The sequence below is a fragment of the Pseudoalteromonas sp. KG3 genome, from assembly GCF_030436385.1.
Lineage (GTDB): Bacteria > Pseudomonadota > Gammaproteobacteria > Enterobacterales > Alteromonadaceae > Pseudoalteromonas > Pseudoalteromonas prydzensis.
The window spans coordinates 3899376-3924389 of sequence record NZ_CP098523.1 but is presented as its reverse complement, the minus strand read 5'-3'; the positions used below and the strand labels follow the sequence as shown (position 1 = coordinate 3924389).

The 25014-nt window shown below is 40.8% G+C and carries 25 protein-coding genes; 4 read left to right on the top strand and 21 right to left on the bottom strand.

Annotated features, from left to right (window positions below; genetic code table 11):
- Positions 1-31: 31 nt before the first annotated feature.
- From NDQ71_RS18530 to NDQ71_RS18490, 9 genes are all read right to left on the bottom strand, one after another.
- On the bottom strand, positions 32-1933 hold the full coding sequence (locus tag NDQ71_RS18530) for a 1-acyl-sn-glycerol-3-phosphate acyltransferase (protein ID WP_192541608.1): 1902 nt from the start codon (positions 1931-1933) through the stop codon (positions 32-34).
- A gap of 181 nt (positions 1934-2114) precedes the next feature.
- Positions 2115-2723 (bottom strand): recombination mediator RecR, encoded by a 609-nt coding sequence (gene recR / locus NDQ71_RS18525; RefSeq protein ID WP_064668381.1) that lies wholly within the window; start codon positions 2721-2723, stop codon positions 2115-2117.
- An 8-nt stretch (positions 2724-2731) separates the two neighbouring features.
- On the bottom strand, positions 2732-3058 hold the full coding sequence (locus NDQ71_RS18520) for a YbaB/EbfC family nucleoid-associated protein (protein WP_064668382.1): 327 nt from the start codon (positions 3056-3058) through the stop codon (positions 2732-2734).
- A gap of 55 nt (positions 3059-3113) precedes the next feature.
- Positions 3114-5465: a DNA polymerase III subunit gamma/tau gene (gene dnaX / locus NDQ71_RS18515; RefSeq protein WP_192541609.1), complete on the bottom strand. Its 2352-nt coding sequence runs from the start codon at positions 5463-5465 to the stop codon at positions 3114-3116.
- 3 nt (positions 5466-5468) lie between these two features.
- Entirely contained in the window at positions 5469-6014 is a 546-nt protein-coding gene (gene apt / locus NDQ71_RS18510; RefSeq protein ID WP_064668384.1) for an adenine phosphoribosyltransferase, read from the bottom strand.
- Between the two features lie 127 nt (positions 6015-6141).
- A complete protein-coding gene (locus tag NDQ71_RS18505; RefSeq protein ID WP_016707776.1) occupies positions 6142-6264 on the bottom strand; it encodes a hypothetical protein in 123 nt (40 codons plus the stop codon).
- A 74-nt stretch (positions 6265-6338) separates the two neighbouring features.
- On the bottom strand, positions 6339-7088 hold the full coding sequence (locus NDQ71_RS18500) for a DUF2063 domain-containing protein (protein ID WP_192541610.1): 750 nt from the start codon (positions 7086-7088) through the stop codon (positions 6339-6341).
- Between the two features lies 1 nt (position 7089).
- Positions 7090-7914, bottom strand: a complete 825-nt coding sequence (locus NDQ71_RS18495) for a DUF692 domain-containing protein (protein WP_301562689.1) — start codon at positions 7912-7914, stop codon at positions 7090-7092.
- Positions 7915-8049: 135 nt separating this feature from the next.
- Positions 8050-8505 (bottom strand): hypothetical protein, encoded by a 456-nt coding sequence (locus NDQ71_RS18490; protein ID WP_301561995.1) that lies wholly within the window; start codon positions 8503-8505, stop codon positions 8050-8052.
- Between the two features lie 518 nt (positions 8506-9023).
- Between NDQ71_RS18490 and NDQ71_RS18485 the strand changes: the two genes are divergently transcribed.
- The gene (locus NDQ71_RS18485; RefSeq protein ID WP_301561994.1) at positions 9024-9980 is read left to right on the top strand and encodes a tRNA-dihydrouridine synthase; all 957 of its coding nucleotides are present in this window, start codon (positions 9024-9026) and stop codon (positions 9978-9980) included.
- Between the two features lie 69 nt (positions 9981-10049).
- Positions 10050-10394, top strand: a complete 345-nt coding sequence (locus NDQ71_RS18480; RefSeq protein WP_301561993.1) for a TraR/DksA C4-type zinc finger protein — start codon at positions 10050-10052, stop codon at positions 10392-10394.
- An 18-nt stretch (positions 10395-10412) separates the two neighbouring features.
- Here the strand turns inward: NDQ71_RS18480 and NDQ71_RS18475 are convergent, their stop codons facing one another.
- The 9 genes from NDQ71_RS18475 to NDQ71_RS18440 all read right to left on the bottom strand — a co-directional run bounded on the left by NDQ71_RS18475 (position 10413) and on the right by NDQ71_RS18440 (position 17558).
- Positions 10413-11429 carry a hypothetical protein gene (locus tag NDQ71_RS18475; RefSeq protein ID WP_301561992.1) on the bottom strand — a complete coding sequence of 339 codons (1017 nt, stop codon included), beginning with the start codon at positions 11427-11429 and terminating at the stop codon, positions 10413-10415.
- Between the two features lie 106 nt (positions 11430-11535).
- Positions 11536-12795 carry a hypothetical protein gene (locus NDQ71_RS18470; protein ID WP_192541614.1) on the bottom strand — a complete coding sequence of 420 codons (1260 nt, stop codon included), beginning with the start codon at positions 12793-12795 and terminating at the stop codon, positions 11536-11538.
- Between the two features lie 11 nt (positions 12796-12806).
- On the bottom strand, positions 12807-13424 hold the full coding sequence (locus tag NDQ71_RS18465; RefSeq protein WP_016707784.1) for an energy transducer TonB: 618 nt from the start codon (positions 13422-13424) through the stop codon (positions 12807-12809).
- A complete protein-coding gene (locus NDQ71_RS18460; RefSeq protein WP_064668392.1) occupies positions 13424-13828 on the bottom strand; it encodes a biopolymer transporter ExbD in 405 nt (134 codons plus the stop codon). The genes NDQ71_RS18465 and NDQ71_RS18460 overlap by 1 nt, the downstream gene beginning before the upstream one ends.
- A 14-nt stretch (positions 13829-13842) precedes the next feature.
- Positions 13843-14367, bottom strand: coding sequence for a MotA/TolQ/ExbB proton channel family protein (locus NDQ71_RS18455; RefSeq protein ID WP_064668393.1), 525 nt, complete (start codon positions 14365-14367; stop codon positions 13843-13845).
- Positions 14367-15731 (bottom strand): MotA/TolQ/ExbB proton channel family protein, encoded by a 1365-nt coding sequence (locus NDQ71_RS18450; RefSeq protein WP_192541615.1) that lies wholly within the window; start codon positions 15729-15731, stop codon positions 14367-14369. The genes NDQ71_RS18455 and NDQ71_RS18450 overlap by 1 nt, the downstream gene beginning before the upstream one ends.
- A 6-nt stretch (positions 15732-15737) precedes the next feature.
- The gene (locus tag NDQ71_RS18445) at positions 15738-16508 is read right to left on the bottom strand and encodes a DUF3450 domain-containing protein (RefSeq protein ID WP_016707788.1); all 771 of its coding nucleotides are present in this window, start codon (positions 16506-16508) and stop codon (positions 15738-15740) included.
- A gap of 458 nt (positions 16509-16966) precedes the next feature.
- A complete protein-coding gene (locus tag NDQ71_RS24440; RefSeq protein WP_225736580.1) occupies positions 16967-17185 on the bottom strand; it encodes a LuxR C-terminal-related transcriptional regulator in 219 nt (72 codons plus the stop codon).
- The gene (locus tag NDQ71_RS18440) at positions 17172-17558 is read right to left on the bottom strand and encodes a response regulator (RefSeq protein ID WP_192541617.1); all 387 of its coding nucleotides are present in this window, start codon (positions 17556-17558) and stop codon (positions 17172-17174) included. Before NDQ71_RS18440 ends, NDQ71_RS24440 begins: the two co-directional genes overlap by 14 nt.
- Positions 17559-18005: 447 nt before the next feature.
- Between NDQ71_RS18440 and NDQ71_RS18435 the strand changes: the two genes are divergently transcribed.
- Positions 18006-19142, top strand: a complete 1137-nt coding sequence (locus tag NDQ71_RS18435) for an ISAs1 family transposase (protein WP_024602346.1) — start codon at positions 18006-18008, stop codon at positions 19140-19142.
- A gap of 169 nt (positions 19143-19311) precedes the next feature.
- Here the strand turns inward: NDQ71_RS18435 and NDQ71_RS18430 are convergent, their stop codons facing one another.
- Together NDQ71_RS18430 and pyrC are read right to left on the bottom strand one after the other, a co-directional pair.
- Complete coding sequence (locus NDQ71_RS18430; RefSeq protein ID WP_064668395.1) at positions 19312-19515, bottom strand: cold-shock protein; 204 nt, start codon at positions 19513-19515, stop codon at positions 19312-19314.
- A 328-nt stretch (positions 19516-19843) separates the two neighbouring features.
- A complete protein-coding gene (pyrC, locus tag NDQ71_RS18425) occupies positions 19844-20896 on the bottom strand; it encodes a dihydroorotase (RefSeq protein ID WP_301561991.1) in 1053 nt (350 codons plus the stop codon).
- Between the two features lie 238 nt (positions 20897-21134).
- Between pyrC and NDQ71_RS18420 the strand changes: the two genes are divergently transcribed.
- Positions 21135-23504 (top strand): EAL domain-containing protein, encoded by a 2370-nt coding sequence (locus NDQ71_RS18420; protein WP_301561990.1) that lies wholly within the window; start codon positions 21135-21137, stop codon positions 23502-23504.
- Between the two features lie 58 nt (positions 23505-23562).
- Here NDQ71_RS18420 and NDQ71_RS18415 read toward each other — a convergent pair whose 3' ends face one another.
- Positions 23563-24981: a YjiH family protein gene (locus tag NDQ71_RS18415; protein ID WP_192541620.1), complete on the bottom strand. Its 1419-nt coding sequence runs from the start codon at positions 24979-24981 to the stop codon at positions 23563-23565.
- Positions 24982-25014 lie beyond the last annotated feature (33 nt).

Here is a 25014-nt window from a genome sequence, read left to right as displayed (position 1 = left end):
TTATCTCTTTTACATTGTTATTAACTCACGATTAAATAGTCCCCTTTTCATACTGTTCATTTAAAGCAACCACTCGCTCACGCAGTTTATCAGCAGTTACTTGGCTTGCAGCAATTGGCTCGTCAACGGTCACAGCCACCAGCGACCACTTCAGTCGTGGAAGTCGCCATTTTGCTTTGCGACTAAACATACTGCCCCATAAACCGCCCAGATGAACAGGAATAACGGGCACCGGTGAACGCTGTATAATACGTTCAATACCACGGCGGAAAATATCAATAGACCCATCGCCGGTTAATTTACCTTCAGGGAAAATCCCCACTAACTCACCGTTAGCTAATGCTTTTGCAACCTCATCAAATGCTTGTTGGAACGCCTGCGGATCAGATTTTTCACTGTCAATTGGAATTGCCTTGGCCATTTTAAATAACCAATGCAATGCCGCAGAATAGTAAATAGGAGCAAACACCATAAACCGAATAGGTCTTGGTGACGCCGCTAAAATAAACATCCAATCAACAAAGCTGACGTGATTACTCACCAATACAGCGGCACCTTCGCTGGGAATATTAGGTTCCCCTTTGGTACGCACTCGATACATGCAAATAGTCAACAAGTAAATAATAAAACGTAAGAAGAACTCCGGCACCTTAGTATAGATATACACGCAGATCAGTAAATTTAATCCTGCCAGTAATAACAACAACTGTGGAATTGACCACGCAAATACAGACAGCGTTATAATACTTAACACCGCACTGGCGACCATAAACAACGCGTTTAACACGTTATTCGCGGCAATGATGCGTGAACGGCTTGATTCTACGGTGCGTTGTTGGATCAACGCGTACAGCGGCACAGTATAAAAACCAGCCGCAATACCTATGCCGGCCATCCAGATAAAATGCCAATACATATCACCGGTATGCAGTACTTGCTCAAGTGTAAATAATGCTTCGCTTGGTTGCTGGTAAAAGCTCATTGCCGGTTCTTGACTCAGTAGATACAGAAATAATGTGATCAACAAGGCACCAAACGGCACGATACCAAGTTCAATCCGAGAGCGAGATAGTTTTTCACACAGCAGCGACCCTATTGCAATACTTAATGAAAACACCACCAACGCGCTGGTGACAACAAGCTCATCACCAACCATCACATACTTCACGTAGTTTGGCAGCGCGGTTAAAATAATGGCCCCAATAAACCAAAACCAGCTGATGCCAAGTACGGACTTTCCGACTGATTCAGTTTGGGCATTGAGTGCCTTAAACAAACCTGTAGTCGATGAAAATAAATTAAAACTAAACACTAAATTAGCATCATTCGCTGCACTGAAAGGTATAGAGCGACTACTCAGATAGCCAATAATCGCCAAGCAAACAATTGTTACACTAATAATCGTCGGCCCCAAGGTTTGAGTAATGTAATACGTACCAAACGTTGTGCCGAGCAAAATGGCCACGAATGTCGCGGACTCAACAAGGCCATTAGCTTTGGTCAATTCATCGGCTGCGACGTGTTGCGGTAAAATAGAGTACTTTAGTGGGCCAAAAAAGGTACTTTGTAATCCAGTTAAAAATACCGTTGTTAACATCAGCCAAACAGACTGCGTTGAAATGGCCACTGCGCCTACCAGCATAATCGGGATTTCTGCAAGTTTTACGGCACGGATCAATTTTGATTTTTCTTTTTTTTCTGCAAGTTGCCCCGCCATCCCTGAAAATAAAAAGAACGGTAAAATAAATAAGCCAGCCGCTAAATTAGAATACAAAGCGCCATCGGCAACATTTGCGGTTTGAAAAATGAGTAACAGCAACACCGCTTGTTTATATACATTATCGTTTAACGCAGAGAAAAACTGAGTAACAAACAGTGGTAAAAAGCGTCGGCTCTTTAACAAAGCGCGCTGAGGTTTTTTATTATCTTGCATTGTTATCCTTACAAATTAACCTGACTGATGAAAAATGAACTCACCTCACTACAAAATAGATTACACAGTTAAAGGACAAATTACGATCAAACTTTACCGCCAAGCTATAAGAACAAAAAACCTGCATAACGGGCGTTAATGCAGGTTCTAAAGTCGCGTTGCAGTTATTAACTAAAAATGATTAATCTTGCCCCACAACTCTGCGACCACTAAAAGCATGCATGAGGGTCATACCATCGAGTAAATCAAGTTCACCACCGACCGGAATACCATGAGCTATGCGTGATGCAGCAACCTTATAACGATGGCACAACTGAGCGATATAATGCGCTGTGGTTTCGCCTTCAACCGTCGGGTTAGTTGCCAAAATCACTTCATTGATACCGCCTTGCTGCAATTTTTGCTCAAGAACATCAAGGCCAATTTCATTCGGACCAATACCATCAATGGGTGATAAGTGCCCCATTAACACAAAGTATAAACCTTTGTATTGCCCAGTCTGTTCAATCGCAAGTACATCAGTAGGTGATTCAACAACACACAAAATGCCGCTGTCTTGACGCTTAGGACTTAAACAGATTTCACACTGTGGTTGCTCTGCAAAAGTACGGCACGACTGGCAATGCCCTACGGCACTCATCGCTTTGATCAGTGCATTACCAAGTTGCGTCCCCCCTTTACGGTCACGCTCAAGTAAATGAAACGCAATGCGCTGCGCTGATTTTGGGCCTATGCCCGGCTGACAGCGCAGTGCTTCAATTAACTGATTTAAACTCTCGGAAAGTTGCATGATTTGCCTTAGAACGGCATTTTCATACCTGGTGGTAATTGCATACCGCCAGTAACTTTACCCATGCGCTCTTGCGTCTCTTCTGCTACACGACGGACTGCATCATTGCAGGCAGCAGCAAGTAAGTCTTCAATCATGTCTTTGTCGTCTTCCATTAAGCTTTCATCAAGCTCAACGCGGCGAACATTGTGATTACCAAGCATAGTTACTTTAACTAAACCAGCACCGGCTTCGCCAACTACTTCTAAGTTAGCGATTTCGTCTTGGGCTTTTTGCATGCGCTCTTGCATTTGCTGCGCTTGCTTCATCATATTACCCATTCCACCTTTAAACATAACTTTCTCTCTTTCTATTTCTAATTGCCATGAAGATAAGGGCTATTGCAGTGAATTACAATGCCTGAATACTGTTTTCATCGATAATTGCAGAAAATAGCTGCTGTAGTTGCACGATATTTTCATCGCTGTTGATCACATCAATAGCTTGCTGATGACGCCCAGCATCTATTTTTTGCTGAATTAAATAAGGCGAATCAATCACCCCAGCAGCAAAATTGATGGTCAGGTCCACGTTATGCTCATAAATACTCGCTAAAGCAGCACTAAGCTTTTGTCTTAACATCGGGGTATCAAGGTGTTTTTGCGACTCATCCACTTCTAAATGCAACTGTTGCTGCTGTTTAGAATAAATTGAATGCAAGGCAAATTGACGCATCCGCCCGCCTAGTCCCATACGCTTAATTAAATAAGCCCATTCATCTTGCTGATGCGCGAAACGAATATCACTGATCGGACTTTGAAAATCATCCGGCACTTGAATATTTATTTCAGGCTCTGCCTCAGTCACCACTTTTTGTGGATTAATTTGCTCCAATAACTCTGGCGCTAAATTTTCTACTATTGTCTGGTGCTTCTCTTTAAAGTCAGGCTTTAAAACCTTTGTTGGCACACTCTTAGGTGTATAGCTGCCAACCTCTGCTTGGCTAGGACTGGGTGTCCCCGTTATCTGGGGTTGTGGCTTTTTTACTGATAGATTGCTCTCAACCTCAGCTGTGCTATTCATTTGTGACTGTGTGGATAATTTACCACCAGACAGTGTCCCAGCACCGGAAATATTTCTATCACGTAAAATACGCGCTATGGCAGACTGCGCTTGTGCTTCTTTTTGGCCGACATCAGTGGTTGGCGAATACTCAGGCAATGAGGCGCTCTGCAGAGCGGCACTACTTTGTTCAACATCCGGTTGCTGTTCGTTACCATAATGCTCAGCGTAATGAGCATTGTCAGCATGAAAACCTTGCTCGGCTGCATTACTCATCACATCATCATATTGTGATGCTAATTGCTGCTCAAGTTCGCTATCTGAATCATCAGCTGTAGCATTACTATCACTCGTTTGTGACGCAGCTGCAGCGGCTTGAGTAGGCTCGTTATTGACGGTACTGAATTGCGCTTGCTGCACTGCCTCAGGGCTGACTGTATTATCGACGGTTTTGTCTTCTTCAGTGGCCGAAGTAGTAGATAATGTGGCTTGGTTATCAATATGCGCTAATGATACTTGCTTATTTTTATTTAGAATATCTCTGAGCGAACCCGCTCGATCACGCTTCTGTTCAGCCGATTTGGCTGTTGTGGTTGTGCTGGCAAGTACTTGGTTATCAATCGGTTGAAATGCCAATAAACGTAACATGATCATTTCAAAGCCTAAGCGAGGCTCTGGTGCCCACTGTAAGTCTTTTTTACCATTGAGCAGCAATTGATAATAAACCTGAATTTGCTGCGAGTCGCAGCTAAGCGCTACTTCACTAATAAACTCGCGGTTGTAATCGTCTAACTTGGCCGCATCAGGCACCAATTGCGTTAATTGCGTCAAATGTGTCAGGCCGATAAGATCGTCTAACAAAGCAATATAGTTTGGGTTTTGAGTCGCAACTTGCTCAATTTGCGCCATCAATGCTGGGCCGTCTTGGGCTAATAATGCAACCAATAAGTGCTGACTATAATGGTTGTCTATCAAACCAAGCATTGCTTGCACGGCTTGATGTTGTATATCACCATTCGTTTGTGCAATCGCTTGGTCGGTTAAGCTCAATGCATCACGCATACTACCATCAGCCGCTTTGGCGATAATTTGCAGTGCTTGTGTTTCAAAACGTAGTTTTTCTTCGCCTAACACGTATTCTAACTGTTGGAGTATTTCCGGTTGCGATAACGCATTAAGATTAAACTGCAAACAACGCGATAAAATAGTAACGGGTAGTTTTTGCGGATCAGTTGTGGCGAGTAAAAATTTAACGTGTTCAGGTGGCTCTTCGAGGGTTTTTAATAACGCATTAAAACTGTGCTTTGAAAGCATGTGCACTTCATCGATAAGGTATACTTTATAGCGCCCACGAGTGGGGGCATATTGTACATTATCAAGAATTTCACGGGTGTCTTCCACTTTTGTCCGTGATGCCGCATCAATTTCAAGCAAATCAATATAGCGACCGGTTTCAATATCTACACAGCTGCTACATTTTCCACACGGTTGCGCCGATATGCCTTCATCACAATTTAAGCTTTTTGCAAAAATTCGTGCGATGGTGGTTTTACCCACCCCGCGAGTCCCAGTGAACAAATAAGCGTGATGCAGTCTATTTTGTGTTAAAGCATTAATAAGTGCTTGTTTCACATGAGACTGACCGACCAATTCATGAAAGGTCTGGGGACGCCACTTTCTCGCTAGGACTTGATAACTCATTAATTATTCGCCTTCGAATTCAACCAATTTTAGGATTTTAATACCCATTTTCGCAATGCGTTGCTCGCCACCCAGTTCGGGTAACGATACGACAAATGCTGCATCTGTTGCATGACCACCTAATTTGTTCACTAACTTAGCAGTCGCTTCAATCGTACCACCCGTTGCTAATAAGTCATCCACTAATAACACTTTATCGCCAGAGACAATCGCATCGGTGTGCAATTCTAAAACATCTTCACCATATTCTAGCTGGTAATCTTGAGAGATCACGGCACGTGGCAATTTGCCAGGTTTACGCACCGGAATAAATGGGATGCCCAGTGCATATGAAAGTGGCGCACCAAAAATAAAACCACGAGATTCAGTACCAATGATTTTAGTAAAGCCTTGATCTTTATAGGCGCTAATAAATGCATTGATGGTTGCTTGAAATGCCGCAGGGTTAGCCATTAAGGTTGTTACATCACGGAACATGATGCCCGCTTTTGGGTAATCTGCAATAGTGGTAATGCTATCTTTGATGATAGACGGAGTTACTTGAGTCATAATTTAAATTATTTTATCTGTAATATTACAAAGCAGATAAGTATAACATCACAAAAATCAGTTGTCGGCAGGAAGTTTAGAAAAAGATAAGGCTGCAAAGGCAGCCGCTAAATTTGCATGGTGCAAATTAAGATACAGTGGTGATCCAGCCTAGGATTGCATTTAAACAGCCAATTCCTACAAACACGGCTAAAAACGCAAGAAAATACATTGCATTAAATGGGTCTTTAAAATCTTTATCTTCAGACATGAAGTACTACCTTTTATTAAGCGCGACAAATTAAGGTGCACATAATAGACGATGTAAAATAATCAATAAAGGTTTTAAGCGTGATTTTTTGTCACGATGACACCAAGTTTAGCCATTGCAGTTAACGTTGCAGTCGCACCTTGAAATAATTGCTCTGGCGTAAATTGCGGGGCGTGTTGAGCAACTTGCGCCACCAAAACAGGTAAACGAATACTTGGGGTAACATCTATAATCGATAATAACAGCGCCGTCATTGCATTGGTGGCAAGAAATTGCACTTCGTCATCTGTATCACGGTATACCACAAAATAGTGCGGCTGCTCACTAGGCAGTTGTGGTTGAAAATCCGCACTGATATGCTGCACAGGAAACTGGTAACTCAAGTTTCTAGCGCTGCTACTTAGATACAGAGGCACCTCGGTTAGCTCATCAGTTATTGCACACTCTATTGGATCGCTTTGTGCTATCGATACATCCAGCTCAATCCATTCATAATGGGCAAGCTCTAACATAAACACAGGATCACTTGGCTGTAATTCGTAGTCAGTACTTAAATAAGCTATAAACTCTCCCGCGATATCCAAAAAATAGGGAGAGTGGCAATCGTGCTCTGCAAAAAACCGCCGCACTAACTTTACCCAGTCATCATCGCTGTAAAGTGTTTTCAGTACTGGAAACCCAGAGGAAATAAAGCCGTTGATATTATTAAAAAATAGGTCACGGTAAATCGCCATACGGCGGTCTTCTATGCCATCAGGCTTTGGGTGTAATTGCGGGTTACGAATATGCGCCATAAACGCATGTTGGCTATCTATAAAGTTCATATCAGGCACTTTCTTTATTCTGTGTTATAGCGTGTTTTGCTTGTAGCTGATGGATGATATCCAACTCTTTTATAAGCTCAGGCATAGCTGGAATATTAAAATCACGCTCTAATAAGGTGGGAAACACCCCGTGATGCTGATAAGCAAGGTCAAGTAAATGCCACACCGGATCAATTACATCCGCGCCATGCGTGTCAACAATCAAATCATCCGCTTCATTGTAATGCCCTGCTACATGACCATACGCTATGCGGTTTGATGGTAAGTTCGCCAAGAAATGTTCGCTGTCGTAACCATGATTTACTGAATTTACATAAATATTATTCACATCTAGCAGTAACTTACAGTCAGCTTGCTGTAAAATTTCATTAGTGAAGTCCAATTCACTGATCTGCTGATCTGGCGCGGCATAATAAGAAACATTTTCAATCGCAATTTGTTGCTCAAGAATATCTTGTATTTGTTTAATTCGAGAGACAACATGTTTAATTGCCTGCTCAGTAAATGGGATCGGCATTAAGTCATACATGTGCCCATTGCCTGAACAATAACTGAGGTGCTCACTAAAGAGTTTAATGTTATGTGTTTTGAAAAATACTTTTAATGATTTTACAAATTCAATGTCTAACGGTTCAGGGGAGCCTATAGATAACGATAAACCATGGCAGAGGAAATTATTTGCGTCAGTAAGTGACTTAAACTGCTTAGCGAAACGACCACCCAATTTTAACCAATTCTCTGGCGCGACTTCCATAAAATCAATTTGGCTTGGCATCTGAGTAAGCAACTCGTCGAGCATCTCTCGACGTAAGCCAAGACCTACCATGCCAAATTCATCTTGTTTTTTTACTACCATTTAAATCTCCACCAATAAAAAAGGGCCTATGCAGGCCCTGATTATGCATTGCGACTAATTTATACCAATCGTATTAAGTCGAGATTGGTATTGTCTCAATCAAAATTAGCTACGGCCACCACATTTACCTTCGCCGCATTTACCTTCTTTTTTAGCTTTTGCGTCTTTAGCATCACCGCCGCATTTGCCTTCGCCGCATTTACCTTCTTTTTTAGCTTTTGCGTCTTTAGCATCACCGCCACATTTGCCTTCGCCGCACTTGCCTTCTTTTTTAGCTTTAGCATCACCGCCGCATTTACCTTCGCCGCACTTGCCTTCTTTTTTAGCTTTAGCATCACCGCCGCACTTGCCTTCTTTTTTAGCTTTGTCGTCTTTGTTTTTTGCATCACCACCACATTTACCTTCGCCACATTTACCTTCGGTAGCGTCAACTTGGTAGCCCGTCACCATTTGTTGAAATTCAAACGGATTTGCTTGTACATCTGCAGAAATGAAACTGGTGCTGCCTACTACTACTGCGCCTAATGTTAACGCAATGGAATTCTTTTTAATTGTATTCATTTTATGACTCTCTCTAAACAAAGGGTGTTATACCCAAACCACCTCAAGATGCGAGCGTAGTTGGAATTAAAAGCGATTTAGACAAGGCATTGATTGCAAATAATAGTGGTTCTATTGTTAAAATCAATAACGCAGTATAAATCGCTTTTAAACCAACCCGCAGGGCGTTTCACAGGCACTTACTCTCATCGTTGTTACTTCTTAAAAGGGACTGCATTCTTGCAAAGTAACGCCTTGATATTAAGCACCTGTGAAACGCTGAATTCTGCATTTTAAGGTGGTTTGGATATATTAGTAGACCTCGCTACAAAAAATAATATTTCACTTGCCAACAAGTTTTTATATTATTTTTTTGCATTCACTGCAAAAGTCTCACAATTGACTACATTAACTATGGAAGTAAAGTCGGGATTTATCAATATTATATTTATAGCTATGCTGCATGGTTGGCATCTTGAGGTAGCTTAAGTATACAGGTAAACTACGCCTCCTTTTCAGTAGTATGAAGTGTCTCGATCATGAAATTAGTTTTAGCGCCTATGGAAGGGGTTGTCGATTTTAAAATGCGTCAGCTACTCACCGATATTGGTGGCTTTGATTTATGCGTAACTGAATTTGTACGTGTGGTAGATGCTTGCTTACCCGACAAAGTGTTTAATCGCTACTGCCCTGAATTGCAAAACAATGGCTTAACGCGTGCTGGCACACCCGTTCGCATCCAATTGCTTGGCCAAGTTGCGCACGCACTGGCAGAAAATGCGGTGAAAGTAATCGAACTCGGTTCTCATGGCGTTGACCTTAATTTTGGCTGCCCAGCTAAAACGGTCAACAAAAGTAAAGGCGGTGCCGTGCTATTAAAAGATCCTGAGCACATGTATGTAATCATTAAAGCAGTCCGTGACGCCGTACCAAGTGAACATCAAGTAAGCGCTAAAATTCGTTTAGGGTTTGATGATGACAGTAACAGCCAGGAAATTGTTGATGCCGTTGTCAGCGCCGGTGCCAATAGCATTGCTATTCACGCTCGTACAAAGCGAGACGGTTATAACCCGCCCGCTTATTGGGAAAAAATCCCACCGCTTATCAAAGATAAAGATATAGCCGTGGTGGCAAATGGCGAAATTTGGCAAGTAGAAGACGCGCTACTGTGCCAGCAACGCAGTGGCTGCACAGACTTAATGCTAGGCCGTGGTGCGCTCTCTCACCCAGATCTTGCACGAAAAATAAAAGCACATGTTAATGGTGAACAAGATGCAAGCCTGCAATGGGAACATATTCTGCATCATTTAATTAATTCAGCCATCCACCATGATCCCGCTAAAGATGAAAAATATTTTGCTTCTCGCACTAAGCAATGGTTGGGCTATTTAAAACGTCAATACTCTCAAGCTGATACTTTATTTGATGAGATCAGACGTTTAAAAATAAAAGAAGATGTAGCTGAGGTTTTGAAAAAATACGCAATTGCACCTTAACTTGATACACATCATGGTGCTTTTTGTTAATTAATGAATACTACAGCATTGCTCAACGAGGAAATAATCATGGTCAATGCTCAACACCACCTTCAGTTATTAAATACAGAACTGCTACAAGTAAGGCAAGCCTTGCTATTGCGACTCACAGAGTCAAATAACCTTATTCATCATGCATTGGTTGCAAGGTTACACAAACACAATCCTGAGCAGTGGTTAGAGCTACTACAAAAGCAACTTGGCACTGAATACCAAGATATCGTTTTACGTTTGGAGCAAGTTGAAGCTGCCATCTGCCAAATTGATATTGGCCAATACGGCTATTGCTGTGACTGTGAAGAAAAAATTGACCCGCAAAAACTGCTTATTGATCCTACAATCCAACGCTGTAGCAATTGCGAGTCTAATTTATAAAAGTATGTGCTTTATCACTTAAGGTGCAGTGATAAGTGTGGCAAACGCAAAACTGTAAGCCGGATAAAAAATGATATCTGTGACTAAATAATCAGCTTGTTGTGGGGTCATTTTTAGGCGTTTCAGTAAATTAACTTTCGCTTGTTGCACTGTCCAAGCATGGTAATGAATACCAAGATCGGTTTCCATCATCGCCAGCCAAAATATTCGCTCTGCATCGCTTAGCCCAGTTGCAGCTTGCTGGGCTGAGTCTCTAAGATTTTGGTAATTTTGCGCCCAGTCAAAACCCGTCGTTTGACTTTCAGACAGCGAAAAACGCTGCTCAAGTACTGAATGCTGATGATCAGTCGCTAAATTAAGCGGATAAGCTTGCTGCTTGCTCCCCTTCAATTGAGATTGCACTGCAACCAACCAATTAATAGGTGCTTGAGTCGCTCCTGAGAAGTAATTTAGTTTACTTTGATACCAAGGCCCACCATTAGATAAACCATGTAAACCAGCACTACCGCGTGGTGTATACGACGCTAAAAAAGCATTGAAATCGGTTAATGTGTGCTTAATAACTACTGGTAAGTCTTTGCGGGAAAGACTTTTTGATACTTGCGTTTGCAATGCATCAAGCTCGATAGAATTAAGTCTTAGTTTACTTTCTTTCGCTGCTACGAGCTGTTGCTGCGTAAAACTGATCCAACTAGCAATACCCGCTGCAATATCCTGATGCTGATTGTATTCAAGCATATTTTCGAGCACAGGAATATATACCGGCCAGCTGAAATAACGCTGTGGAAAACGCTCTGCAATGACGAGGTAGTCTAATAGCTGCTTATCACTTGCTGATAACTCCAGAGACTGCATCGCTTGGTATATTGTGTGGCGCTCTTTTAAATACGCATCACTAAACGGCCACTGTGACTCAGATATGCCAGTGCTTATAACATTACTTGTCGGTCTTAAAAACTGATTGAGAGAGTATAATGCCTGTTCGGCTTGCTCTTTAGATTGATACTGCTTATTTCCATCACTGCATGCGCTCAAAAAAAACGCACTGAGGCATACCCATATTAAGTTCTTTAGCATAAATTTAATCCAATAAAAAAAGCCCCAAAGGGGGCTTTTTATAAATTGCTATAGCAAATTAAAGTTAAATTTTAACACCGTTGCGAGCGGCTTTATCTTTAATAAATACAGACCAACCTTTAGCAAACTTACGTGTGCGTGGGTCATCCATTGCTTTAGTAATTGCAGCATAAGCTTGCTTATACTTTTCTTGATAGTAATAAGCTTCTGCTAAATCTGAATAAATAGTTCCTTGCTTATCAGAACCTAATTCAAGTGCCTTGTTCAAACGAACAACGGCTGCACTATAATTTTGCGATTGCAATAATAATGAACCTGCTTTGCGATAAAGCTCAGCATCATCATCAAATTTTGCCGCTTCTTCATAGTATTTAGCTGCTTTTTCAATATCTTTCGAGCGATGATAGTTACTCGCTACCGCGCTGATATTTTGTTTATTACGCTTAACAATCTTATCATTGATAGACTTCTCTAAAACCAATGCGGCTTTATAAGGAATTTCATTCAATGAATAGAAGTTAGACAAAACTTTATAATCAACTTCAGATTCAAAATAACCATTTTTGTAAGCTACTTCCATCGTTGCAAGACCAGTTTTATAGTCTTCCGTCTGAAGGTAGTATTTACCTAAGCTTACCCATGCTTTTTTATCATCAGGCCAGATACGAACAATTTCTTCACCAACTTTAACCATATTTTTATAGTCTTTAAGTTCAAAGTAAGAACCTAATTTAAGTTGGTAAGGGCCTTTATTAGGCTCTTTTTGAAGTTTAATTGCTTTATCAGCAGGTGAAAAAACATCTTTGAACTTTTCTAACTGGTAATTCGCTTGGGCTATACGCGTATAAACCGTCGCGTCTTCTTCACCAGTAAAATCCATCCATGCAATGTAAGCTTCTTTGGCTTTTGCAAACTGTTCAGTACCAGCATACATATCGCCTAATGTTTTTAAGCTTTGCTCTTGATCAGCAAAATTTAAAACATCAGGAGCAACAGCTAATTGTAGGTGTTTAATCGCAGTTTTATACTGCTCTTTTTGACCATACATGCTACCTAAATAGCGATTAACAGTTGCTTTGTCGAAATCATCAGAAGGATCTAACTCTTTCAACATCGCGATAGCTTCATCAAGCTTGTCTTCGTTATACAAGTCGAACGCTTTGATAACCTTTTTACCAACGCGCTCTCCCATCACTCTCGTCTTTGCTTTTTTACGCTCTTCAATCTTTGCGTAATCCGGCGCAGCCAGAGCAGATGCAGTAAATACTGCACCTGAGAAAGACATAAGTACCGCAAGTGCTGTTACTTTAGATAAATTTCTCATTACTTGCCTCCTTAGTTGCCTTGGTTAATTTTAAAGTCTAGCTGAACTTGTAAACCAACTTGCTTTTGTGGCTTACCGTCAATGATCTTAGGACGGTATTTCCACTTGCTCAAGGCACGCTTAGCTTCTCTATCGAAAATACGTTTAGGATCTGCGTCAATAACTTCAACGTCAGTTACGCCACCTAACTCATCGATTGAGAATGAAAGTTGAACCCAACCTTCTTTACCATCACGTGCTGCTTGTGTTGGGTATTTTGGTTCAATACGAACGATAGGTGTCGCATCACCATCTCGTCCGAATGCCCCTGGACCACTTAGACCACCTGCCGAACTTCCCACATCGATGCTGCCCATATTAAATGACATTGCACCTGGATTTGGGTTGTTATTTTCCGGCTGTGGCGGCTGCGGTTTAGGCGGCTGCTTAGGCGGTGGAGGCGGCGGAGGCGGTACACGCTTCCGTTCCTGCACCTTAGATTCAGGCGGATTCGTCATAATTTCGACTATGATCTGCTCTTTTTGTTCCGTATTACGGTCAGCCCCACCAGAGATGAGGAAGGCCATGAAGTAGAACAAGCCGAAAGTAACTGCCCCACCTGCAATCAGTGAAAACAGAAAACGAATCATTACTGATCTCCAGCTATTGAAATTCTCAGGTTATCACCCGTCGCTTTGATCTGGTCCATAACTTTAACCACTACGCCGTGTTTTGCTTCTTTATCAGCTTGCAAAATTACAACTTCAGTAGGTTGTTCTGCTAATAAGCTTTCAATTTTTGCTGAAACACGTTCAACATCAACTTGTTGCTTATCAATCCAGATCTCGCCGTTGTCACGAATTGCAATAAAAATGTTAGCATTTTTTTGCTTCGTAGCTTGGGCCGCTTTTGGTTTATTGACCTCGATACCAGCCTCTTTAACGAACGATGTAGTTACGATAAAGAAAATAAGCATGATAAATACGATGTCAAGCATCGGTGTCATATCTACCGCTGCTTCTTCTTCTTCACGAAAACGTTGTTTACGTGCCATATTTAATTCTCTCTCTAGTGATGAGGCATGCTATCTACAAGTTTGGCTTTCACCATTCTCGCTCTTGCCTCAAGGCGTGAGCTAAAGAAAACTCCAGATAATGCCGCAACCATTCCAGCCATTGTTGGGATTGTTGCCATTGAAATACCTGATGCCATTAAACGTGCATTACCTGTACCTTGGCTGGCCATGGTTTCGAAAACCGCGATCATGCCTGTTACTGTACCAAGTAAGCCGATTAAAGGACAAACAGCTACTAATGTTTTAATCAACAACATACGCTGATCTAATTTTTCAGACGCTTCAGAAATCCATGCTTCACGGATTCTGTGTGCGTACCAAGACGTAGTGTCTTGGCGGGCATCCCACTTTGCTACAATTTCCTTCGACATACGAGGAAACTCAGAAAGTAAGAACCAATAGCGCTCAATCATTAAAACCCACATCAGAAAGAGTGCTATCGCGACCACGTATAAAACCTGGCCGCCTGTGCCAACAAAATCCCTGATAGATTCCCAGATCTCCATCAGGACTAGCATTAGGCTTTCTCCTTCTCCGCGTGAGTCGCAACGATACCCGCGCTTTGCTCATCAAGGATGTGTAATACCGACTTACTACGACCCGCAACAACAGCGTGAAGAAGGATAAGTGGTAATGCAGCAATTAGACCTAGCGCAGTAGTTACAAGTGCTAGAGAGATGTTACCTGCCATGATCTTCGGATCACCTGTACCGAACAATGTGATTGTTTGGAACGTTAAGATCATACCGATTACCGTACCTAGTAGACCAAGTAGTGGCGCGATTGCAGCAAGAATTTTAATGATGTTGATACCAGCTTCGATGCGTGGCGTTTCACGAAGAATCGCTTCATCTAGTTTAAGCTCAAGGTTTTCAACGTCTTGGTTCTTGTTGTCATGGTACACTTTAAGAATACGACCCAATGGGTTATTTGTATTCGGTGTAGCAACATTTTTAAGCTGGCTCTTAATCTTACTAGTAGTAAGTGTAAGGTCAACAAAACGAACTGCAGTGATCAACATACCTAAAGCTAATAACGCAGTGATGATATAACCAACTACGCCACCTTGGTGGAAGTATTCTTCAAGCGTCGCTTTTTGTGTATTGATACGTAAGATAGCACCACGTGTTGGATCCACGTATACGCCTGCATAGTTATCAGCAGAAGTATTTGCTAAATCATCAATACCAGCAAGGATATAGCTATCAGGTTGCTTACCTAGCGGCTGGATTGATTTAGTTTCAGGTGAGTAAATTAAGTAGCCATCGTCTGTAACTAAGTTGAAGTTACCGATACGCGTTACTTTCTTCACAGTCGGGTTACCGTCAAGACCTGCAACTTCAGTTTCAAACGTTGAAACTTTTGCTGACTCAGTCATTTCAGTTTGTAGTGAAATCCAAAGTTCTTCAAGTTCACGAACTGTTGGTAGTTCTTTAGCTGCTGCTAATGAACGTAAGATTTCAGCACGACCTGGCTTTTCAGCAGAAACAAGTGATGCTTCGATTGAACCGATTGCATCTTGTGCTGCACGACGTACAACACCAAACATCTCACCTAAAGTACCTTGTGCACTTTGTAGAGCTGCTTCTTTCTCAGCTAAAGTAGTTTCATTTTGTGCATATTGCTTTGTTAAGCTATCACCACGTGCTTTTTCAGCAGCTAATTGGCTTTTCGCTTTATTAAGTAACGCTTGCTTATCAGCACGATCTGATAAGAACTCTTGCTCACGTTGCTTATTGATTTTGCCTTCAGAGATACGCTCTTGCTTTACTTGCTCAAGGATTTTATCTAAAGCATCTGTATTTGCATGTGCATTCAGCGCGGTACCTGCAGAAACAGATAGTACTGCTGCAACAGCAAAACCTTTAAATAGTTTCTTCATTATTGATTACTCCGCGCCAAAGATTGGTAGTTTAACAAGTTCTAATGTCGCTTGCTTACGCGCCATACGAATAACTTCTTTAACAGGTTTTAGGTATTCATCACCTAATTCTTTCCACTGTTTAGTATTGTTATCCCATACCCATGCGTGCTTTAAGTCAAACGATTGAGCAACGTAAGTGATGCGACCAAGTTGGCCGAAATCAACGTTAATGCTCTTACCATCAATTTCTAAAGTACCTTGAGAAGCAGCAACTAAAGAGCTATAAGCAGCTTCAATTGTGTAAGCTTCTAATACTTGACGGAATTTCTCTGAAGTCGTTACAGAAGAAGAAACCATTGTTTCACGTAATCTTTCAACACGCGCCAAACGATTGTCACTGTTAAACGGAACGTCCGCTTTGATGAATTGCTCGAGCGTATCGATCATGCGATACATCAAAGGCACAACGTTTTGTTTTGTGTTGTCGATCGTAGCGATTTGACGGTCAAACGATTCGATTTGCGCGTTTTGGTCAGCGACCAAACGAGCAACGTGATCGTTGTATACTTTCAAAAGCTCAGATTCATCAACAACGCTACGGTACTCAGCTAATAGCTCTTGAGTTTGACCATATACGTTGTCAATTTTAGTTTGAGACTTAACCGCAGCCGTTTGAATTTGTAGACCTGCTTTTTGCACGTCATTCAAAGGATCTGCAATCACATTGCTGCTTGCGAATGCAAACGCGCCAACCAACGCAGTTGCTACAAGACTCTTTCTGATTTTAACAGACATAGTTCCCAACCAATTAAGTAATGTTACTTTTATAATTTAATTACCTCCCGAAGGAGACAACCCTGATATCTTTTAATAGATATCAACCCTCCAATAATGCTAAATGCAATGCACGCTGTCAACTTGATGTTTGGAATTAGCAGGAAATAAATTAATTCAATCACTACAAACTAAAACACACAAAACAAAGGATTAACATTAATGCAACAGCGCCGAATTTTCATCTCGTGCAAAGCCGCTAACTACAGCTGTTTTATTTATTCTCGTGAAAGACAAAACATAAATGTAACATTTTATGTGTAATCTAGGAGGGTTAAAAAAGTTAATAATAATTTCAAATAAGCGTAATCATTCAGTAAAAAAGCCTTTTTATGCAGGTGAAGCTAGTGATGTTGGTGTAAAACACACACTCTTTGGACCGTTTACAGGAGCGAGCACCTACTTTTTACACCTAAATTTTACACTGCGGCTACTTCGGCTAGCTTAGCGAGCGAGATCACAGAGTCTACTTCTAATTTTTCAAAGATTTTAGTTTTATAAGTACTCACTGTTTTATTACTAATAAAAAGTTTTTCTCCGATTTGTTTATTTGATAATCCTTCGACCAAATACCCCATGACGGTGAACTCACGCTCAGTTAAAATTTGATCAAGATCTTTTTTATTATACCCCCCCATCGTGCGGAAAATATACCTGTCCACGTAAAACTAATTCTATCGCTAAGCTGATATTCTCTAAACTTTCAGATTTATTGATAACACCTTGAGCACCTAGTTTTGCCGCAATGCGGATCAAATGATTAGCGTGTTTAGCTGACAAAAATAGTACCTTGCCATTATATCCGTTTAATAATGCACGCCTATACAAGCTAAAACCATCGGTATTACCTAGTTCAATATCTAAAATAAGAAGCTCAATACGATGCAACCGGAGAAAAGCTAATGCAGCCTTTGGCTCACTGACAAAAAAAGTATCTGCTATCAGAGGAGATTCTTTCAACGTTGCTGTTATCGTAGCACCAACCAAAGGGTGATCATCAACAATTAACACATTCTTTCTAATACACATTGAATAGGTAAACCTTTTACACTCTTTAGTTAACTACAACGACTCATTTTCTAAAACTAAACTAGTCTTGACCTTAGAATTCTACTGATTAATTCTGCTCAGAACCTAGCATTTAAATATTAATAAAAATAAGTATGTACTTTTTTACATGGCAGTAGAACGGCTTTTGCAGCAAATCTATTCAGCGCGTTAAACAAAGAATGACGACACAATTAACTGCATTAATACAGGCTTAAGGGCAGGTTTGCGCAAAGTAAGGGTTATACCAATCGACTTAAATATTCTAGTTACTGCTTTGACAGATGAAAACCAGGGTCTAAAAATGTGACTTTTTAAGTTTAAATAGCACGGCAAGATCATTATAAATTGAACTTATAGAATATGTAGTGATCAGATCAAGGCATAATAATCACCTTGGTCACGTAAAATATGAGCGCTACTTTTCTGAAACACTTTAATTCAATTACCGATCCTCGCATTGAACGCTGTAAAAAGCATGAGCTTATCGATATTCTCCTTTTAGCCATTAGTGCAGTAATCTCCGGTGCACAAGGATGGGAGGATATTGAAGACTTTGGGCATCTAAAACTTGATTGGTTAAAAAGATATGGCGCTTTCAACGCGGGTATTCCAAGACACGACACCATAGCCCGTGTCATTTGTCGGTTAAAATCAGATGAAATAGAGCATGCATTTCAATCTTGGATATCTTCACTTATTGAAACCACGGGTGCTGATATTATTGCTATGGATGGAAAAACTGCACGTCGTTCATTTACAACCAAAGATAGAAAAAGTGCTTTACATACCGTCAGTGCATGGAGCTGCCAACACCAGTTAGTTTTAGGGCAAACAGCCGTTGATAGCAAAACAAATGAAATCACAGCCATACCTGAGTTACTCACCATGCTAGATATTGAAAATAGCATCATTACACTTGATGCTATGGGCTGCCAGCAAGAAATAGCGAAACAAATAATTAAACAAAAAGCTGATTATATCCTAGCGCTCAAAGGTAACCATTCAGGTATGCAGAGTGAATTAGAAGCTTGGTGGCACAAGAGTGAGCGCGAAGGATTGACCAATAGCAACTATGATAAACATACCGAAATAAGCTCAGGGCATGGGCGCATTGAAACAAGGGTTTGTCAGCAATTGCTTATTGATAAAAGCTGGTTAGATAAAATCTACCAATGGTCTGGCTTAAAGAGTGTTATTCAAGTAACCGCTGAGGTTCACGATAAATCATCAGGTACAGACACGATAGAAACGCGTTGGTATATTAGTTCGTTAGCGTTAGGTGCGGAGCAAGCACTTAATGCGGTACGAAGCCACTGGCAGGTTGAAAGTATGCATTGGATGTTGGATATGAACTTTAGGGAAGATGAATCAAGAATCCGTAAGAAGCAAGGACCCCTTGTTTTTAACGTAATGAGAAAAATAGCCATGGCGTTATTTAAACAAGATACAACTAAAACAGCCAGTATGGCGAGAAAAAAGAAAATGGCAGGGCTAGACGATGATTATCGCTCAACCCTGTTAGAATCTGGGATTAAAATGCGCTAGCCGTGGTTTAAATAGCGTAATGGAGTATTAATTGCAAAGATACAGGTATTTAGAAAAACAATAACAAAGGGAAGGTTTACGTAAGTAGGTATTACAAAAAATAAGGAGGGAATTATGGTGAAACAGAGTCCTGTTTCACCAAGTTGAACCTAGGTTCACATAATAAAAATTATGCTAGTTCTACGTTCTCAGCTTCAGGGCCTTTTTGACCTTGCTTGATGCTGAAAGTCACTTGCTGACCTTCGCTTAGAGTGCGAAAACCTGAGCCAGTGATAGCGCTGAAATGTACGAATACGTCAGGGCCATTTTCTTGTTCAATAAAACCGAAACCTTTAGCTTCGTTGAAGAACTTAACTTTACCAGTAGTTGACATACTATATTTTCCTGTAAGTCAAAATTTAAAATTCAGCCAGTAATTGGCTATATCCTCCCTGAGTGAATGCCCAAAAATCCTTTGGGTAAAGTACAGGAAGAAATAATTGACCAAAACAGGTAACCATAAACGCCGCACATTAACCGAAAATTCTATACGCAAAAACTCAAAGCAAGTTAAGGTTAACATAATAAAATCGTTTTAGCTCTATTAATTCAGAATTATTTTAAACAGGCTTTAATTGCTGATTTTACACGCTATAGCAACACAGATTAGCGCTAGAAAGGCGATTAAAATACTCTTTTAATCGCCAAGGTAAGTTAAATCGTTACTTCACTTGCCAATCAATAATTGATTCCGCTTTGATAGGCACGACATGATCATCACCTAGTGGGTAGTTTGCAGGCACTGTCCAAGGCTGCTTCACTAAGGTTACAGTATCTGTATTTCTTGGTAAGCCATAGAAATCAGCACCATAATGACTAGCAAAGCCTTCTAATTTATCTAATGCACCAGCGTCTTCAAACGCTTCAGCGTAAAGCTCAAGTGCCGCATGAGCTGTATAAGCGCCGGCACAGCCACAAGCAGCTTCTTTTTTATCTTTATAGTGTGGCGCAGAGTCTGTACCTAAAAAGAACTTGTTACTGCCACTGGTAGCCGCTTCAATGAGTGCGTGTTGATGAGTATTACGCTTTAATATCGGTAGACAGTAATAATGAGGGCGAATACCACCAGCCAACATATGATTTCGATTATAAAGTAAATGATGGGCGGTGATCGTAGCTGCGACATTGTCAGAGGCGTTATTTACAAAATCAACCGCATCTTTGGTTGTAATATGTTCAAGAACAATTTTTAAGTCAGGGAAATCTTTTACGACATCCACTAAAATTGTTTCTAAAAAGACTTTTTCACGATCAAATATATCAATCGATGAATCTGTTACTTCACCATGGATCAGCAATAACATACCGACTTCTTGCATCGCTTTTAGCACCGGGTAAATCTTTTTGATTGATGTTACACCTGAGTCAGAGTTGGTAGTTGCACCTGCTGGATATACTTTAGCGGCAACAATTTTACCTGTAGCATGGGCTTTTTTAATTTCATCTGCGCTCGTGTTATCCGTTAAATAAAGTACCATGAGTGGCTCAAAGTTACCTTGTGGTCCAACGGCCATGATCCGGTCTCGATACGCTAACGCGGTTTCAGTGCACGTTGCCGGAGGAACTAAGTTTGGCATAATAATCGCGCGCCCCATATAACGGCTAATATCCCGAACTGTATCTTTTAATTGATTTCCATCACGTAAATGAACATGCCAGTCATCTGGGCGAGTGATCGTTAAGGTTGTTTGAGTATTGGAGGCTTGATTTGTCATTACTTGTTTCCACGGCTGAATTTAATTGATCATATGCATATGGCATAGCCGAGTAAAGATTTTATTGCTGTTTTTACTGTTGAATATTGGTAATGCATCGCTGCATCAGTGGCTTGACGTGCGCTTGCGTTTACAGCTAAGCATCTAAAATTTTTAATTTTTCTTTGTTTGTAAGTTAACAATCCGTTAATGTGGATGTATATTAACGACAAATATACGGTATATTCACGCGTGCCATATGCAGAATAAAATAGATTTATCATCAGCGCTTGATGTTAAAACCGAACAACTGAGTATTATTAATCAGTTTTCATCAAGCTTATTGCAACTCGATAAACTCGATGAATTGTTCGACTATGTCACTACTGAAGTCGTTAAACGCTTAGGCTTTGTTGATTGCGTTATTTATATCGCTGATAACAGTGGCACCGTACTGCATGAAGTCGCATCAATGGGTGTTTCCCATGCTAATAGTGACTATGCAATTGCACAAAAAACCATTGCATTTAATCAAGGTATTACAGGCTATGTAGCTTCAACAGGTCGCGCTGTAATTATAGGTGATGTGAGTACTGATAGCCGCTATATTGCAGATGTGCGCCCTGCAATGTCTGAACTGTGTGTCCCCCTAGTATACAAACAACAGGTTTTAGGTGTTATTGACTGTGAACACCCAGTACGCAACTATTTTACCGATGCTCACTTAGAGATTTTAACGACCGTCGCGCATTTACTTAGCGCAAAAATAAATCAGGTCAACACCGTTGAAAACTTACAGCAAACAGTTAGCCAATTAAATAGCGCGCAAAAGCTGGAAGGCACCTTATTACAAATAGCTAATTTAACCTATCAAGCCAATGATTTAGATGCTTTTTTAGAATCATTGCACAACATTATGACCAACTTACTGCGTGCTGATAACTTTTTGGTCGGTTTATACAACAAAAATATCGATATCCTTGATATTGTTTATATTGTTGAAGAAGGGGTACGTTCGAATGCTCATAAAAAAATATCCAAAGAACAACTAAAAAATACCGCCTCCTATTATTTACTAAATTTAGAGCAATCACTGCTTTTAAATAAGCAAGAATACCAACAACATATCGCAGCCGGTCATTTTAAAATGGTGGGCCGCCAATCTGAGTCTTGGCTAGGTGTGCCATTTAGAGTGAGTGATCATATGAGTGGCGTGATTGTGGTACAAAGTTACGATAAAACACATCATTACAACGATCATGACCGTGCCCGACTCACCTACGTTAGCCGTCAAATTAGCATGGCAATTGACCGACAATTGTCTCGCCAAGCACTTGAGCACCGTGCTTTACACGACGAGTTAACAGGCCTTGCAAATCGTTCGTTACTGATTGACCGAATAAAACACGGCATTTTACGCCTTACGCGTACATCTAAAGGATGCTATCACGCGCTGTTGTATTTAGATTTTGACCGTTTTAAAAGTATCAATGATTCACTAGGGCATGAGGTGGGCGATCACTTTCTGATTGCTATCTGTAAGTCAATTCAAGGCACTATTCGTAATACTGACACATTTGCACGACTTGGTGGCGACGAGTTTGCTATTTTTATGGAGAACATTACCCATAAAAACCAAGTCAACGATGCCCTAAAACGCATTAAAAATGCGCTTGAAGCACCGCTCAATATTGATGGCCATTTGTTACAAGCATCTACCAGTATTGGCGTGGCATTTTGTGAAAACGAAAACGATAAAGCCTATCAACTGTTGCAGCATGCTGACGCTGCTATGTACGAAGCTAAATCAACAGGCCGTGGACAAGTAAAATTTTTTAACAATACCATGCGCAAAAAGCTAAAAAGCCATGCTGATATCGAGAATGATTTACAACATGGTATTGAGCACGATGAATTTGAGCTTTACTTTCAACCTATTTTTGGCATCCAGAATTGTGAAGTGGTCGGTTTTGAAGCCCTTGTACGCTGGCATCACCCGAGTAAAGGCTTTGTAGCGCCAAATGACTTTATTCCAGTTGCAGAAAGCACTGGGCAAATTATTAACCTTGATTTGCATTTGTTAGAGCTTGCAGCAAAACAAATAGCGGCTTGGCAACAGCAAGGTAAACGGTTTTTGCGGATCACCGTAAATGTCTCGTCCAGACACTTTGCAAGTGTTGATTTCATCTCACAGATCCACGCGATTTATAACAAATATGCGCTCGAGTTAGGCTCATTATGTTTGGAGATCACTGAATCTGGCCTAATCGAAAATTTAGAGTTAGCGACCAAGATAATTGAAGGTTTAGCACCATTGAAAGTAAAGTTATGTTTAGATGACTTTGGTACAGGCTACTCTTCTTTAGGCTATTTACATCAACTACCCATTCATGTGTTAAAAATTGATAAAAGCTTTATCGATCATTTAAAAGATACCGTCACGCCATTGGTTGATGCCATTTTATCACTCGCTTCATCGCTTAAATTAGACGTGGTCGCAGAAGGAATTGAAACCCAAGAGCAATTAAGTATCTTGCAGCAAACGCAATGTGATTTTGGTCAAGGATTCTTAAAAGCCAAACCAATGCCTGCAGCGCAAGCTATCTTATTGATTGATCAACCGCTTTAACGTTTGTATAAAAAAGGCCCTGCGGTGCAGGGCCTTAAACTAGAGTTAATATTTTCCTCTAGCCAACTAACCAATGCGCCATCAGGGCAATAACAGGTAGTGTTATCAAGGTTCTAAGAATGAATATTATGAATAACTCAAAAATATTCACTGGAATTTTGCTGCCCAATAATAACGCGCCAACTTCAGACATATAAATCAACTGGGTTACACTCATTGCAGCAATGATAAAACGCGTTACATCACTTTCAATTGTACCCGCAGCTAAAATTGACGGGATAAACATATCAGCAAAGCCAACCATAATCGTTTGCGCGGCGGCTTCTGCTTCAGGGATTTGTAATAGCTCTAAAAACGGAATGAACGGCTTGCCTAAATAAGCAAATATTGGCGTGTATTCAGCAATAACTAATGCAAACGTGCCCACCGCCATCACAATGGGTAATACCGCAAACACCATGTCTAAGGCGTTGTGAACGCCTTCTTTCAAGGTACCTACAAAGCCCGGTGAATGCTTAGCTTTATTTAGCGCTACATGCAAAGCATGGGTTAATATATTTTTGTCATGTGGCACGCGCTCTTTATGAGGATCAGGTTGGCTGCCATCAATATACACATCTTTTTTAAAACTTAATGGCGGAATGCGCGGCACAATCAATGCAGCAACAACCCCAGCTAAACACACCGTTAAATAAAACGGCGCAAATAACTTCTCCAGCCCTACCTGCCCTAATACCACTAAACAAAACGTAATTGATACTGCTGAAAAGGTAGTACCAATAATCGCGGCTTCACGCTGGGTATAATGCTTTTCTTCGTATTGCCGTGCAGTCATTAAAATACCCACACTGCCATCACCTAACCATGACGTGGCGCAATCAACCGCACTTCGCCCTGGCACACCAAACAGCGGACGCATCACTTTAGTTAACAATGTTCCCACTAATTCAAGTAAGCCAAAATTCAACAGCAAAGGCAGTAACAAACCCGCTAAAATAAACACTGAAAATAAAACGGGCAGCAAATCTTTTAATACTAAGCCACCGGTATTTTCTGAAGTGATACCAGTGAAAATAGGTTGTAATACGCCCGGCAGTGCTGAATTTAAATCTGGGTTATTAAGGCTTAAAACCGTAAGAATAATAAACGCCATACCAAATAAGCGGATCACAACCCATAGCCAGTGCACATCAAATAGGTGCTTTAAAATAGCGGATTTCATTAATGTCGCTGGTTTAAATAGTTTCATCACTAAAGACAAAACACCTGTGGTACAAATGATAACGGTGATCAACAGATCAATATAGGATGCAACTGCCGTTTTTACAGCTTTAGCCATAACGGCAATCGGGATAGTCATCGCTCCATCCATTGGTACTGGAGTCATGAACAAGAATACACCGATCAGGGACGGAATGATAAAAGTTAACCATACCTTTAAGTCAAACTGCTCGGCAGAGGAAGTTAGATTAGACATTGTTTTCAACCTGTAGAAACCACAAAAAGAGCA